This is a genomic window from Herbiconiux moechotypicola, assembly GCF_024979255.1.
In the GTDB taxonomy this organism is placed as follows: Bacteria; Actinomycetota; Actinomycetes; order Actinomycetales; family Microbacteriaceae; genus Herbiconiux; species Herbiconiux moechotypicola.
Window position 1 is genome coordinate 103,447 of record NZ_JANLCN010000013.1, and the last position, 12,522, is coordinate 115,968.

Below are 12,522 nucleotides of genomic sequence, written 5' to 3' on the forward strand. Positions count from 1 at the left end.
TGTTCCCCGTAGGCGAAACCCGAGCTCGCCAAGAACGTCCCTACGAGTAGACGTGGGGGGCGAGGATGCCGATCGACTTGAGGTTGCGGTAGCGCTCGGCGTAATCGAGGCCGTAGCCCACCACGAACTGGTTCGGGATGTCGTGACCGATGTACTTCACGTCGATCTCCACCTTGACCGCGTCGGGCTTGCGCAGCAGCGCGCAGATCTCCACCGACTCCGCCCCGCGCGAGCGCAGGTTGGCGAGCAGCCACGACAGCGTGAGTCCCGAGTCGATGATGTCCTCGACGATCAGCACCGTGCGCCCCGCGATGTCGGTGTCGAGGTCTTTCAGGATGCGAACCACGCCGCTGGACTGGGTGCCCGAGCCGTAGGAGGAGACGGCCATCCAGTCCATCTCGATGTGCATCCGCAGTTCGCGCGCGAGGTCGGCCATCACCATCACGGCGCCGCGCAGCACGCCCACGATGAGCAGGTTCTGCCCGGCGTAGTCGGCCTCGATGCGGCGGGCCAGCTCGGCGATCTTCTCGGCGATCTGCTGCTCGGTGAGGAGCACCTCGGTGATGTCGCCCTCGATGTCGCTGACGTCCATGCGCGTTCCTCCCTAGCCTTCGGCGCGATGCGGGGCCGCTCCGGTGAACTCCAGTCGCGAGCCCTGCCGCACCACTCTAATCCCCGGCAGGTCGACGCCCTTCTGGCCGTGCCAATCGGTCACCAGGGCGGCCACGGCGAGGGTCTGGGCGCGGCTGAGCGAGACGCCGAACTCGCTGGCCGCGACATAGCGGATGATGCGGTGACGCAGCGCCGGCGGGTTCGCCTCGAGCGCGCCCACCGAGACCGCGATCCCCGCCTCGGCGTGCTCGACGAGGTCTTCGATGGTCTCGATCGCCATGGCGTGCAGCGTCTCGTCGTCTTCGCGCAGCTGGTCGGCCGTGCGGGCGAGCGCCTCGGCGATGCCGGGGCCGAGCTCGGCCTCGAGCACGGGCAGCACGGTGCCGCGCACGCGCACCCGGGCGAAGTCGTCGCTGAGGTTGTGCGGGTCGTGCCACGGGTCGAGTCCGGAGTCGGCGCAGAACTGCAGGGTGGTGGTGCGGCGGATGCGGAGGAGGGGACGGATGCGCGAGCCGGCTGCCAGCGCGCCCGGGTCGCGGGCCTCGTGGGGGTCGTCGGCGCCGGGCGGGGGCGTGACCGCGGCCATGCCCGAGAGGCTGGTGGCGCCGGCGCCGCGGGCGAGGCCGAGCAGCACGGTCTCGGCCTGGTCGTCGAGGGTGTGGCCGAGCAGCACGGCGAGGGCGCCCGTGTCGGCGAGGGCGCGGTCGATGGCGGCGTAGCGGCCCGCGCGAGCGCGCGCCTCGGGGCCGCCGGCACCCGCGGCGGTGGGAACGCCCGAGTCGGGGGCGACCTCCGCCGCGAGGGCGAGACGGGTGACGAGCACGGGAGCAAGGCCGAGGGCGCGCGCCTGGTCGGCGGCGCGAGCCGCCACCTCGGCGGAACCGGATTGGAGAGCGTGGTCGACCACGATCGCACCGGCCCGGAGGCCGGCCGCGGGGGCTTCGAAGGCCACGGCGGCGGCGAGGGCCAGCGAGTCGGGGCCGCCGCTCAGCGCGACGAGCACGTGGGCCGCCGGCCGCGCATCCGGAGTCGTGGTGTCAGTGGGGGCCGGCGCCTCCACCGGCAGGGCACTCGCGGCCACGACGGCGAGGCTCTCGCGCACCGCGCGCCGCACGTCGGCGATCGCCGGGGTGAGACGGGGTCGGCGGTCGGTCGTGGGCATCAAGTAACGTTAGTGCAGTTTCCAGCCCAACCATCGAGGAGCAGTGTCATGGCCGAGTACGACGTCGTCGTCGAGATCCCCAAGGGAAGCCGCAACAAGTACGAGGTCGACCACGAGACCGGGCGGGTGTACCTCGACCGCGTGCTGTTCACGAGCTTCGTGTACCCCACCGACTACGGCTACTTCGAGAACACGCTCGGCCTCGACGGCGACCCCGTCGACGCGCTGGTGCTGCTGGAGTACCCGGTGTTCCCGGGCGTCGGCGTGAAGGTGCGGCCCGTGGGCGTGCTCAACATGAGCGACGAGGCGGGCTCCGACGCCAAGGTCGTCGTGGTGCCCTTCAAAGACCCGCGCTGGGCGCACATCCAGGACATCTCCGATGTTCCGGAGCAGACCCGCAAGGAGATCGAGCACTTCTTCGCCCGCTACAAAGACCTCGAGCCGGGCAAGTTCGTGAAGATCGAGGGCTGGGGCGACGCGGCCGAGGCCGACGCCATCGTGCAGGCGGGCTTCGCGAAGCTCGCGGCCGAGGGGCACTGACTCGGGTCGCGACCGACCGACCGCGTTCGTTCGTTCGTTCGTTCGTTCACGCAAGAATCGCCGCATCCGGCCCTGTGAGGGGCTCGGATGCGGCGATTCTTGCGTGTGCGGACCCTGCGGCCCGGGGCGGCCGGGTGGCCGGGTGGCCGGCCGCGGGTTAGAAGTTGACCCAGTTGCGGGGGTTCTGCGCGGTGCCGTTGACCCGGGTCTCGAAGTGCACGTGGCAGCCGGTGGAGAGGCCGGTGGTGCCGGCGAGCGCGATGAGCTGACCCTCGGCGACGTCTTGACCGCGGCTGACGTTGAGCGAGCTGTTGTGCCCGTAGACCGTGGTGACGCCGCCGCCGTGCGCGATGGTGACCGAGTAGCCGAGTCCGCCGTTGTAGCCGGACTGGGTGACCGTGCCCGCCGCCGCGGCCATCACCGGGGCCCCGCAGGTGCCACCCGGACGGCCGAGGTCGATCCCGGCGTGGAGCCGGTTGATCTTGAGGATGGGGTGGAAGCGCATGCCGAACTCGCCGTTCACGCGCACCGGGGAGAGCGGGCTCGACCAGCCGCTGGCCGACGGACCGCGGGGCACGTAGCCACCCGACTCCGCCGCCGCGGCTGCCGCGGCCGCCGCCGCTGCGGCAGCGGCCGCCCGCGCCGCCTCCTCGGCGCGACGTCGCTCCTCAACACCCTTCTGGTACTCGGCCTCGGTCGACGCGGTGGCCGCGGTGAGCGCCTTGAGCTGTTCTTCGAGCACCACGCCCTGGGCCTGCTGCTCGGCCAGCGCGGCCTCCGCGGCCGCCTGCGCCTCCTCGGCCGCGGCGAACGCGGCCTCGGCGGCGGCACGCAGCTCCTCGCGCTCGGCCCGGGCCACCTCGGCCTGGGCCGTGAGGGCCGACGCGGTGTTACGGTCTTGCTCGGCGAGCTCGGAGAGGCGGGCGGCCTTCTGCGAGAGCTGGCTCATCGCACCGAGCTGGTAGAGCAGGTCGTCACTGTCGTCACCCGAGACGAACAGGTTGATCGAGAGGTCGCCCCCGCCGGTTCGGGTGAACTGGGTGATGAGGCGGCCCGCGCGCTGGTTGGTGAGCTCGGCCTCCTCGGTGGCCTCGGCGGCCTGCACCTCGAGCTCGCCGGCGCGGAAGGCGGCGGTGTCGTACGCATCCTGGGCTTCGATGAAGGCGTCGCTCATCTGGAGGGCGTAGGCCTCGGCCTCCTCGGCCTCGGTGGCCAGCTGGGCGATGAGGCCCTGGATGCGGTCGACCTCGGCCTGCTTGGCGCTCTCGCTGCTGCGGGCGGCGAGCACGTCTTCCCAGGTGGGGTACTCGGCGGCCGCCGCCGCCTCGCCCGTACCGCGCAGCACGTCGACGGCCACGAGCCCGACGGCGAGCGCCGCCGCCGCGAGCAGCCGCGTGGGCGAGATGCGCCTCAGGCGGGCCTGGCGGGCGTGAGCGGTGGCGCCCGCGCGCCGGGTGTCGGGGCGTCTGGTGTCGGGGCGGGTGGTCGTCAGCTCGCGGAGCATGTCGCTGTGCCTTCCGAGTGGGTGCGCCGCGATGCTCTGCGGCGGTGCGGGGTCAGCCGAAGTCGATTCCGACGTTGGCCATGAAGGGGCGCGGGTTCACGGCCGTGCCGTTGACCCGCACCTCGTAGTGGAGGTGGCAGCCCGTGGAGTTGCCGGTGGTGCCGGCCAGCGCGATGGGCTGCCCGACCTGCACGTAGTCGCCGTTGCCGACGAGCAGCTGCGTGTTGTGACCGTAAGCGGTGGCGATGCCCCCGCCGTGGTCGATGCGGATGAAGTTGCCGTAGCCGCCGTTGTAGCCGGCGTAGTTCACGAGACCCTCGGCGGCAGCGTAGACATAGGCACCGCAGGTGCCCCCGTTGTAGACGAGGTCGATGCCGGAGTGGAGCAGGTAGGCGCCCGAGACGGGGTTCACACGCATGCCGTACTCGTCGGAGGAGTGCGACCCCGGGAACGGGCTCGCCCAGCCGCTCGCCGCGATGAAGGGGAGAGTGGGCAGGCCTGCTGCCGCCGCCTGGCGTGCCGCCTCGGCGCGGGCGTCGACGCCCTTCTGGTAGTCGGCCTCGGTGGCCGCGCGGTTCTCCCTCAGCACCTGCAGCTGGGCGGCGAGCTCGACCTGGTGGTCTTCCTGCTCCTGCAAGGCGACCTCGGCCGCGAGCTGGGCGGCCACCGCTTCGTCGAGCAGCCGCGCCGCCTCGTCGGAGAGTGCGCCGAGGGCATCGCGAGCCACCGCCGCCTGCGCGGTGAGCGCATCCGCGGTGTTGCGGTCTTGCTCGGCCTGCGCGTAGATCTGCGCCGTTCTCTCGGTGAGCTTCGACATGGCGCCGAGCTGGTAGAGCAGATCGTCGGTGACGGTCTCCGCCCCCACGAACAGGTTGAGCGTGAGGTCGTTGCCCCCGGCCCTGGCCAGCTGGGCGGCGAGCCGCCCAGCCTGGCGGTTCGACTCGTCTGCGGCCTCCGCGGCGGCGGCGGCCTGGGTCTCGAGCTCGCCGGCGACGTAGGCCGCGGTGTCGTACTTCTCTTGTGCCGCCTGATATTCGGTGCCCCGTTGCTCCGAGAGCGCCTGCGCCTCGGCCACGGCGGAGTTCATGGCGTCGATGAGGCCCTCGATGCGGGTGACCTCGGCCTGCTTCGACTCCTCGTTCGCCTGGGCGTTCTTCACGTCGTCCCACGTGGGGTACTCGTCGGCGAAGGCCGGGCCGGCGCCGAGCGAGAAGGAGAGCACGACCGCTACGACGCTCAGCAGAGCGGTGAGCAGCGATGCAGGCTTGCGCCCGGTCGCCCCTGGGCGTGGACGTCGGCGTGCGCGCCCTGCGCCGCGGTTCGTCGTGCTGATGATGGACCCCTGCCGTGCTCGTGGACGCCGGATCTGTGTGCCGGCGGAACGCGCGCATGCCAGGATGCGCATCCGTCACATCTGTCACAGCGCCTGCCGAGAATCTAACAAGGGCCCCGGCCAGATGCGCGGACATTCCCTCGCATGTGAGTAACTCGCTCTCGATTGGCGGCTGTGCAGGGGATGTGGCATACTCGTGGAGTTGTCGCAACGGCCCCATCGTTTAGCGGCCTAGGACGCCGCCCTTTCACGGCGGTAGCACGGGTTCGAATCCCGTTGGGGTCACGGCCTCCGGTCGCGAACCAGGGGTCGGCAACAGATACAATAGGAACACCAGTAAGGCCCTGTAGCGCAGTTGGTTAGCGTGCCGCCCTGTCACGGCGGAGGTCGCGGGTTCAAGTCCCGTCAGGGTCGCCAGGCGCGAAGCCCTTCCACTCGGAAGGGCTTTTCGCTAGAGCGGCGAGTGCAGTCAGATGTCCACGCCACTCGGCTCTGTAGCTCAGTTGGTAGAGCGTTCGACTGAAAATCGAAAGGTCACCGGATCGATGCCGGTCGGAGCCACCACCGCCCTCCCCAGCAATTACGCGGGGAGGGCTTCTTCATTTCCGGAGCTCGGTAACCTCGCCGGCCGGCTCTGCCCACATTCGCAGCGGCAGCACCGTCATTGAGCGCCGTCGCAACGGCGTCTAGGTCGTCGTCAAACAGGTCGGCGTAGACGTCGAGCGTCATCGCCGCAGAGGCGTGGCCGAGCATCCGCTGCACGGCCTTCACGTTCGCGCCGGCCGACACCGCCAGGCTGGCCGCGGTGTGCTGCAGGTCGTGCGGGGTGAACTTCGGGAAGGACGTGCTTCACATCCGGCCTCTGGCACTCTCAGTAGGCTCAACCATGTGAGCCACGATGACCCTCTTGACACCTTCACGCTCAAGAAGCGAACGACAGAGCAGCGTCTCTTCAATGCCGACGACACGCTCGCGGCGGCCACCCATGGACTAGAGCTGCTGCAACCCGAGCCCTTCATCATCGACGAGCGACTGTGGATAGACGAATTCCGAGCCGGCAGGTTCACGGACGTTCCCCCGATGACCAGACAAACCATCGGCCGTCGGCTGTATATGGGGCTACGAATCGCATCAGTGTTCGCAGTTTCAACGACTCTCGCACTCCAATCACTGCGTTCCACGGAGCCCAGTTTCGACGAATGGTGGGCACCTCGTAGCGCGGAACTCGCCGCGGATCCACTAGCCAAGTTTTACTGGGATATGCGCGTCGATCTAGCTCACCGCGGCGCATCCGTGCTCTACAACATCGTGAGCAAGCATGAGCTGACCGATCGTTCTGACCCTGACGCGATTGTGTATGGCAGCATCTACATGGCGTTCTACAAAGCGCCCCTGCCTGATGGCCGCGTGGACGCCTACGACCTGACGGCCGAGTACCTTGAGAAGCTCGGTGCCCTCGTGAGCGAGGCGTGGGCGGAATTCAGCCCTGAGACGCAGAGCACTGGGATTCGCTCGCCGCTCAAGGAGGGCGTGCCCGAGCTCACCATCACGCCCGACGGCGGAGAGCCCGAAGTGATCCAGTTGGTCCGCCCCGCCGAGGGCGAAATGAGTGGGGGTTCTGCGCAGGAAGCTCCTGGGCCAGCCTGACGTGTGCCCACATTTTGCCCACAAACCCCCGCAATACGGTGCAATCCGAGGGCATCGGTCGAGAAGTGGCATCGTGGAGATCCCGCCGTTCCACGGCGATCGCCGCGTGCTGGCGCGGCGCCCGTCTTCGACTGAAAATCGAAAGGTCACCGGATCGATGCCGGTCGGAGCCACCACCAGACCCCCGGCCCACCGCCGGGGGTCTTCTCGTTTCCCGGTGGTCACCGCCACCGACCGCTCTTGCCTAAAGCGAGCAACTCTCGATAAAGTCATAATCGTCGACACCCGCCCTGCGGAAAGACGAAACCCCGGCGATGTGGCTGGGCCAGTGATCGTTCCGGGGTCTTCGCCGCCACAATAACTGATGAGGGCTCGATGTCAATGCCGCAGCACCGAGCACACGCCGATCTCCATCGACACCTCGTGCGTGTGATCACATCACAACGTCTCAGCTCATACCTTCGCGCCTGTCGCGATGACGTGGTCGCGACGTTCGACCTCTACGAGTGGAACATGCGCGCGGCATCGAGCATCCTGGAACTCTCCTCGATGGTCGAAGTACTCGTCCGGAACGCGCTCGACCGCGAGTTGGGCGCGTGGGCACGGCGGCGGCATCCGGGGTCGTCGTGGCTCGATGTGATTCCACTCGATCATCAAGGCACAGCCGACCTGCGAAAAGCGCGCGACAGGGCGACGAGGCGGGACAAGCGCGCCGAACTGCGCGGCCGTGTGATCGCAGAGCTCCCACTCGGATTCTGGCGCTACCTGGTGGAGACCCGCTATCTGACGGCGCTCTGGGTTCCCGCACTCCACGCGGCATTCCCAGGCGGAGCGCCCGACCTCCGCACCCGCCGACAGGATGTCGCCTTCCGGATGCAGTAGCTCACGTTCATCCGCAACCGCGCCGCCCACCATGAGCCGATACACGAACGGGATCTCGCTCGCGATCTCAGCCTCGCACTCGATCTGGCGCGGTGGATCTCGGACGCCGCAGGACGCTGGGTCGAGGCGAACGAGTCGCTCTCCGCGAGCATCGATTCGCGACCGCCGCGAATCCAGTGAGCGGCGGCCAGCGAAACCTGCGGCCCGGTTGCATGGGCGGCAGACAAGTCGCCCCACGCAGCCGGGCCAGACCGCAGCGCGGCGCGCGTTCTTACCGAAGAGCGAGCCGAAGCCGATCGCGGTGTCTTCGTCGTGGATCTCGCTGAGCTTCATCACCAGCCGCCGCAGCGTTTTTCGGACTGTGTGTGTGCACTTTTCTGAACACACCCACTATGATGTGCAGTTAACTGATCATTCATCGGGGAGGAATCGTGGGTCGCAGCATCTTCGGCGACGTCATCGCCCGATCATCCGCGACCAAGTCGGAGCTGGCGCGCCGCGCCGACGTCTCCCGCACGACGGTGCTCTCTGTCACGGTCGATCAATCGCGCGCTCGCGTGGACACCCTCCGAGAACTCGCCCTCGCGCTGGGCTACGACCTGGTGATCGAACTCGAACACGCGAGCGATCCCCTCGCAGCAGCCGCGGCTCGCGTCATGCTCGGAGAATCCGATCTCCGAGCCACCGTCGATGACCGCGATCTCGACGCGTGGATCGCACGCCTCACACGCTATGTCGATGCGGATGCCGACGGCCGCCTCGACACCCTCGACCTCCTCACCGAAGCGGCGGGCGTCTCAGCCCCTCACCACCGCGCGGGCGCCGTGCTCCTGAGCGGGCGCAACGACACCGATCGCCTCGTTTCCGCCGGGCGCGCATCCGGAGTGGAGTGGGCGCTGTCGGGATCGGCATCGCTCGAAGCGCTCGGAGCCGACCCAGGGAAGACGGTCGTGTTCTGGGCTCAGGACGCGAAACTCGTCGCCGAACTGCTGGCCGGCACACACAGGCGGGTCAAGACCCCGACGGCTGCCGATGTCATCGTCGCGCCGGCGCACCCCACCGTGTTCGCGGGTTCCACCACGATCGAGGACGTGAATCTCGTGACGCCGGTCCAGGGCGTCATCGACGCCATCGCCACGGGCGGCGTCGACCGGGAGATCGCCATGACACTCGCGGGAAGCTGGTGACCGATGAGTACCACAACGGATGGTCCCGTCGACGACTTCGAGCCAGAGCGAGCAGCCGCCCAGCCCACCGGCCCCGCCTACGTTCGACGCCCCGTCGGCGGTACGGGTGCGGGCCGGCTGGACTCGCAGCGAACCGCAACGCCGGGCGATGACCTCAGCGGGCGGCAGAGACTCGACCTGCTCGGCATCGACTGGGACTGGTCAGGAGTCGACATCACCGTCATGGGCGAAAGCGATGGCGAGCTCGCCGTCGAGCGGGCCCTGACCCGCTTCCGAGCCGGCCTCGCTGTCATCATCTGGGACGCTGCACGACTGGAGGGGAACACGTTCACGCTGCCTGAGGTGCAGACGCTCCTCGACGGCGTCACCGTGGAGGGGAAGAAGATCGAAGAGCAGCAGCAGGTGCTCGCACTGAACGATGCCTACAACGAGCTCGACCGCCTGGTGCAGACGGGCGAGTTCAGGCTGAACAAGTCTGTCTCGGACAGCTTGCACGGCCTTGTCGCCCGCTACGAGGCGATCGAGTCCGGTCGCTTCCGGGGCGAGGGGTCGGTACGCGGCGGCGGGTCGGTACGACTGTCGTCGGGGGGAGTGGTGGAAGGACGAGCGCACGGCGACGAGGGTTCGCTCCTCGTCGAGGCGTTCCATGACTTGGTCGACTACCTCAACAGCGTCGACGACCCCCGGCGTCGAGCCCTCGTCTATGCCGCGTCGGCGACACGGCATCAGTTCTACTTCGACGGCAACAAGCGCACGGCGAAGCTCATGGCGTCGGGCATTCTTATGTCGGCGGGCTACGACGCGATCTCGGTGCCCTACAGCCGCCTGTACGAGCAGAACGTCGCCCTCGATCGGCTCTTCTCCACCAACGACGCCACGAGCTACATGAACCTGCTCGCCGACTGCGCCCGCTGACCATGCCTCCTGCGGCGTCAGCGGGCGCAGCGGCGGGGAAAGTGCCAGCAGCACTACGGGGTGAGCATCACCTTGAGCGCGGAGCGCTCGTCCATGGCGGCGTAGCCGAGCGCCACGTCGTCGAAGGAGACCGTGCGGTCGAACACGCGTCCGGGGTCGATGACGCCGTCGAGCACCTGCTGCACCGCGGCCTCGAGGTAGGCGCGCACGGGCGCCGGGCCTCCGGCGAGGCGCGCGTTCTTGCCGAAGAGCGAGCCGAAGCCGATCGGCGCCGACTCGTACTGGGGCACGCCGACGCGCGAGATGATGCCTCCGGGGCGCACGATGCCGAACGACTGCTCGTAGGCGGGCATATGCCCGACGGCCTCGATCACGACGTGCGAGCCCTCCCCGTTCGTGAGGTCCATCACCTCGGCGACACCCTCCTCGCCGCGGGCGGCGACCACGTCGGTGGCGCCGAACTCCACACCGAGGTCGGTGCGGGCCTTGTGGCGGCCCATGAGGATGATGCGCTCGGCGCCCAGCTGGCGCGAGGCGAGCACGGCACCGAGACCGACCGCGCCGTCGCCGACCACGGTGACGGTCTTGCCGGGTGCGACCTCGCCCATGTGGGCGCCGTGGTAGCCGGTGAGGTAGACGTCGGAGAGGGTGAGCAGCGAGGCCAGCAGCGACTCGTCGGCCGTCGCGGGGTCGACACCCGGCACCACGACGAGGCTGCCGTCGGCGAGCGGCACGCGCCCGTACTCGGCCTGGAGCCCCGCCGCGGCGGCGGTGCCGTACCAGCCGCCGTGCACGCACGCGGTGTGGAAGCCCTCGCGGCAGAACACGCAGATGTTGTCGCTGAAGGCGAACGGCACGATGACGAAGTCGCCCTTCTTCACGGTGCGCACCTCGGCGCCGATCTCCTCGACCACGCCGATGAGCTCATGGCCCATCGAGATGCCGTCGGGGGTGCCGGGAAGGGAGTGATAGGGATGCAGGTCGGACCCGCAGATGCAGCTGCGGGTGGTGCGCACGATGGCGTCGGTGGGAAAGAAGATCTCGGGGTCGGGAACGGACTCGACGCGGACGTCTCCCGCCGCGTACATGAAGGTCGCTTTCATGACTCCGAGTCAAGCGCCGGTCGCGCGCTCCCGGCAGTGTCTGCCGGGAGGGGTACCACGAGACCCCCTCAGCGCGGCTCCACCCGCAGCGTGGTCTCCTTGGCGAGGTCGCTCGTGATGGCCCGCACCGCAGAGCCTGTGCCGTACTTCGCCGCGTAGGCGGCGTCGATCGCGTCGTCAGGCGAGGGGTCGAGGATGAACGACACCGGCCGCGACGGGCCGCTCCAGTCGAGGAACCCCTCGAAGGTGTGCGCCACCCCTCGGTACCACTGGCCGGCCGGCCCTTTCACCGACCGCAGATAGACCGCATCGCCCACGACCACGTGCCACACGATGACCAGCGTGCGCGACGACCCGTCCGCCCGGCGCCCCGCCACCCTCACCTCGCCCACGTCGCTCAGCTGCCGCAGCTCCGCGGCCGTCCAGTCGCTCATGTCGCCTTCCTCTCCTCGCCGTGGTCCGTTCCGGCGACGCTGACGGCAGCATCCCACCGACGCCGGACCCGTGGGAGGGCGTGCCACACCCCCTCGCCGGCCACCGCGAGGGCCTCCCATCTGGGGTTTTCCGCACCGGAACCGGGTTCAGAGAAGACACCCAGCGGCGTCATATCTCGTCATCTGTCGAAGATGCCTGGTCATGGCTTGGGTTTCGGCAGGTAATCGTGCAAGATGGTGGGACACGTCGTAAGCGGAATCGGGACCGCGAACGGCGTCTCGCTCATCGAGCGGGGGGAGTGATGCGGGGTTCGGCTGAGCCGGGCCCCGCATCTTTTTTGCTCTCGCGCGTGACGCGCGGGCTGAGTGTGGTCGACTGGTGGCGTGAGCACCGGATTCGACCCCGAGTTCCTGCCGGTCGGCTGTCCCCTTCCCCGGGCGGCCGACCCCGCTCGGCGCCTCCGCATACTCCACTACACGCACTTCACAGTCGTGCTCGACCCCGGCCGGATGCTCGCCGCCGCGACCGCGGTGATGATCGACGGTCGGCTCCTGCGCGATCTTCCGCGAGACGACGGCTGGCACCTCGACCCCCGCGTCCTCGCCGACGAGCAGACCGGCCCCGAGCCGTACGCCCTCCACGACCTCGAGCCCGGCGAGCTCGTGCGGCGGCGTGATGCGGCATGGGGAACGGATGCGGTGGCCGCCTCCGCCGCGCACGACACCGCCGCCTTCACGAACGCGGTGCCCGTGGCGGCCGCGGCAGACCCCTCGAAACACCTCTGGAACACGCTCGAAGACCACCTCATCGGTCACGCCGTGGCCTACCAGCTGAAGTTCGCGGTGTTCACGGGCGCGGTGTTCGGCACCGCAGATCGCCTCTACCGGGGAGTCCGCCTGCCCGACCGGTTGTGGAAGGTCGCCGCCTGGTTCGATCCCGCACGGGAGGCGCCGGCGTCCGCAGGCTTCCTGCTCGACCAGTCCGCCGGACTCGGCCGGCTCGACCTCGGCGACGGCGGGAGACCCGACCCGAGCCCGCGGCGCGGCGACGTCCGGGTGTTCCAGGTGCCGGTCGCCGACATCGCGCGCGACACCGGGCTCGACCTCGGCTCGCTCGTCGCTGCGGATCGGTTCGTCGCCCCACTGAGGGTCGCGGGCCGGCGCTGGACCGAGTTGCACTCCCCCGGCGCCGTGCGACTCTGA

The 12,522-nt window shown here is 69.3% G+C and carries 12 protein-coding genes, 3 tRNA genes and 1 pseudogene; 9 read left to right on the top strand and 7 right to left on the bottom strand.

Features of this window, described 5'->3' with window-relative positions; genetic code table 11:
* Positions 1-40: 40 nt before the first annotated feature.
* Complete coding sequence (gene hpt / locus N1031_RS17805; protein WP_259481159.1) at positions 41-592, bottom strand: hypoxanthine phosphoribosyltransferase; 552 nt, start codon at positions 590-592, stop codon at positions 41-43.
* 12 nt (positions 593-604) lie between these two features.
* Positions 605-1,774, bottom strand: coding sequence for a tRNA lysidine(34) synthetase TilS (gene tilS, locus N1031_RS17810; protein WP_259481160.1), 1,170 nt, complete (start codon positions 1,772-1,774; stop codon positions 605-607).
* 48 nt (positions 1,775-1,822) lie between these two features.
* Between tilS and N1031_RS17815 the strand changes: the two genes are divergently transcribed.
* Positions 1,823-2,314 (top strand): inorganic diphosphatase, encoded by a 492-nt coding sequence (locus N1031_RS17815; protein WP_259481161.1) that lies wholly within the window; start codon positions 1,823-1,825, stop codon positions 2,312-2,314.
* Between the two features lie 157 nt (positions 2,315-2,471).
* Here N1031_RS17815 and N1031_RS20470 read toward each other — a convergent pair whose 3' ends face one another.
* Together N1031_RS20470 and N1031_RS17830 are read right to left on the bottom strand one after the other, a co-directional pair.
* Positions 2,472-3,818 (bottom strand): M23 family metallopeptidase, encoded by a 1,347-nt coding sequence (locus tag N1031_RS20470; protein ID WP_310795714.1) that lies wholly within the window; start codon positions 3,816-3,818, stop codon positions 2,472-2,474.
* A 52-nt stretch (positions 3,819-3,870) separates the two neighbouring features.
* Positions 3,871-5,040, bottom strand: a complete 1,170-nt coding sequence (locus tag N1031_RS17830) for a M23 family metallopeptidase (RefSeq protein WP_259481162.1) — start codon at positions 5,038-5,040, stop codon at positions 3,871-3,873.
* A gap of 323 nt (positions 5,041-5,363) precedes the next feature.
* Here N1031_RS17830 and N1031_RS17835 point away from each other — a divergent pair.
* The 3 genes from N1031_RS17835 (at position 5,364) to N1031_RS17845 (ending at position 5,715) form a co-directional block, all read left to right on the top strand.
* Positions 5,364-5,436, top strand: a tRNA-Glu gene (locus N1031_RS17835).
* A 55-nt stretch (positions 5,437-5,491) separates the two neighbouring features.
* Positions 5,492-5,568, top strand: a tRNA-Asp gene (locus N1031_RS17840).
* A gap of 71 nt (positions 5,569-5,639) precedes the next feature.
* Positions 5,640-5,715 (top strand) — tRNA-Phe (locus N1031_RS17845).
* On the opposite strand, the pseudogene N1031_RS17850 reads toward N1031_RS17845, so the two are convergent.
* Positions 5,686-5,994: pseudogene (locus N1031_RS17850) on the bottom strand (tyrosine-type recombinase/integrase); the annotation flags it as partial. The gene N1031_RS17845 and the pseudogene N1031_RS17850 sit on opposite strands and share 30 nt — an antisense overlap.
* A 45-nt stretch (positions 5,995-6,039) precedes the next feature.
* Between N1031_RS17850 and N1031_RS17855 the strand changes: the two are divergent.
* From N1031_RS17855 to N1031_RS17870, 4 genes are all read left to right on the top strand, one after another.
* Positions 6,040-6,798: a hypothetical protein gene (locus tag N1031_RS17855; protein WP_259481164.1), complete on the top strand. Its 759-nt coding sequence runs from the start codon at positions 6,040-6,042 to the stop codon at positions 6,796-6,798.
* Between the two features lie 480 nt (positions 6,799-7,278).
* On the top strand, positions 7,279-7,680 hold the full coding sequence (locus N1031_RS17860) for a hypothetical protein (protein ID WP_259481167.1): 402 nt from the start codon (positions 7,279-7,281) through the stop codon (positions 7,678-7,680).
* A 431-nt stretch (positions 7,681-8,111) separates the two neighbouring features.
* Positions 8,112-8,867 carry a helix-turn-helix domain-containing protein gene (locus N1031_RS17865; RefSeq protein WP_259481169.1) on the top strand — a complete coding sequence of 252 codons (756 nt, stop codon included), beginning with the start codon at positions 8,112-8,114 and terminating at the stop codon, positions 8,865-8,867.
* Between the two features lie 3 nt (positions 8,868-8,870).
* Positions 8,871-9,782, top strand: a complete 912-nt coding sequence (locus N1031_RS17870; RefSeq protein WP_259481171.1) for a Fic family protein — start codon at positions 8,871-8,873, stop codon at positions 9,780-9,782.
* Between the two features lie 53 nt (positions 9,783-9,835).
* Here the strand turns inward: N1031_RS17870 and N1031_RS17875 are convergent, their stop codons facing one another.
* Positions 9,836-10,885, bottom strand: a complete 1,050-nt coding sequence (locus N1031_RS17875; protein ID WP_259481173.1) for a zinc-binding dehydrogenase — start codon at positions 10,883-10,885, stop codon at positions 9,836-9,838.
* A 68-nt stretch (positions 10,886-10,953) separates the two neighbouring features.
* Positions 10,954-11,319 (bottom strand): DUF2255 family protein, encoded by a 366-nt coding sequence (locus tag N1031_RS17880; protein WP_259481175.1) that lies wholly within the window; start codon positions 11,317-11,319, stop codon positions 10,954-10,956.
* 384 nt (positions 11,320-11,703) lie between these two features.
* On the opposite strand from N1031_RS17880, the gene N1031_RS17885 reads away from it, so the two are divergent.
* Positions 11,704-12,522, top strand: coding sequence for a DNA/RNA non-specific endonuclease (locus tag N1031_RS17885; protein ID WP_259481177.1), 819 nt, complete (start codon positions 11,704-11,706; stop codon positions 12,520-12,522).

Excerpts from the sequence above, each read along its gene's own strand:
- N1031_RS17870 (WP_259481171.1), top strand. The coding sequence starts at position 8,871 with ATGAGTACCACAACGGATGGTCCCGTCGACGACTTCGAGCCAGAGCGA.
- hpt (WP_259481159.1), bottom strand. The coding sequence starts at position 592 with ATGGACGTCAGCGACATCGAGGGCGACATCACCGAGGTGCTCCTCACC.
- tilS (WP_259481160.1), bottom strand. The coding sequence starts at position 1,774 with ATGCCCACGACCGACCGCCGACCCCGTCTCACCCCGGCGATCGCCGAC.
- N1031_RS17875 (WP_259481173.1), bottom strand. The coding sequence starts at position 10,885 with ATGAAAGCGACCTTCATGTACGCGGCGGGAGACGTCCGCGTCGAGTCC.
- N1031_RS17815 (WP_259481161.1), top strand. The coding sequence starts at position 1,823 with ATGGCCGAGTACGACGTCGTCGTCGAGATCCCCAAGGGAAGCCGCAAC.
- N1031_RS20470 (WP_310795714.1), bottom strand. The coding sequence starts at position 3,818 with ATGCTCCGCGAGCTGACGACCACCCGCCCCGACACCAGACGCCCCGAC.
- N1031_RS17880 (WP_259481175.1), bottom strand. The coding sequence starts at position 11,319 with ATGAGCGACTGGACGGCCGCGGAGCTGCGGCAGCTGAGCGACGTGGGC.